Source organism: Streptomyces sp. ADMS (genome assembly GCF_033441795.1).
In the GTDB taxonomy this organism is placed as follows: domain Bacteria; phylum Actinomycetota; class Actinomycetes; order Streptomycetales; family Streptomycetaceae; genus Streptomyces.
The window spans coordinates 1-602 of sequence record NZ_JAVFVX010000381.1 but is presented as its reverse complement, the minus strand read 5'-3'; the positions used below and the strand labels follow the sequence as shown (position 1 = coordinate 602).

Below are 602 nucleotides of genomic sequence, written 5' to 3'. Positions count from 1 at the left end.
CAGGAACGTGACACGACGCCCCCTCTCCCCGTTGACCGCGGCGGTCATCACACGACTGGTACTCCCGATACCGGTCGATCTGGTGGTCGCCCCGGTTTCCCGCCTGCTCTCGTTGGCGGCGTACTGACCGAACGCGACGTCACCCCAAGGATCGTCGACGTGGGGCACGGGCTGGTTCAAGCCATGCGCCTGACGCGGGTCGGCGTCCGAGGCGCTGTAACAGACCTCCAGGCCCAACCGGTGTCCCTTGGGCAGCTGGCGCACCTCGCGCAGCCCGGCGATGTAACGCGCGGCGTCCTGCTTGCCCAACCGCACCGACCGGCCGTCACGGAGGGCGAGCGCCATCAGGCCCGGACTTCCGTGTGCGGTGAAGACGTAGACCGCCGGATCAGGGGCTATCTCCTCGGTCTCCACGTCCTGACGGCCGGAACCAGCCGGGATCTCGTGCACGAGCCGCCGCATGTCGAGGTACGACTTGAACCACTGCTCCGCCCTCCGCAAGCTCTTGCCGTCCCGCGCCGAGATCCGGCCGATCCGCTCGTGATCCTCGGAGACCAGGGGCCGGATGTCCACTTCGCTGTCCCGGAACCTGGTCCCGTCCA

1 protein-coding gene is annotated in these 602 nt (G+C 68.4%); it reads right to left on the bottom strand.

Annotated elements, in window-relative coordinates; genetic code table 11:
* Window positions 1–573: hypothetical protein (locus RB628_RS41155; RefSeq protein ID WP_318325736.1), on the bottom strand; the 573-nt coding region annotated here is incomplete at its 3' end.
* Window positions 574–602 lie beyond the last annotated feature (29 nt).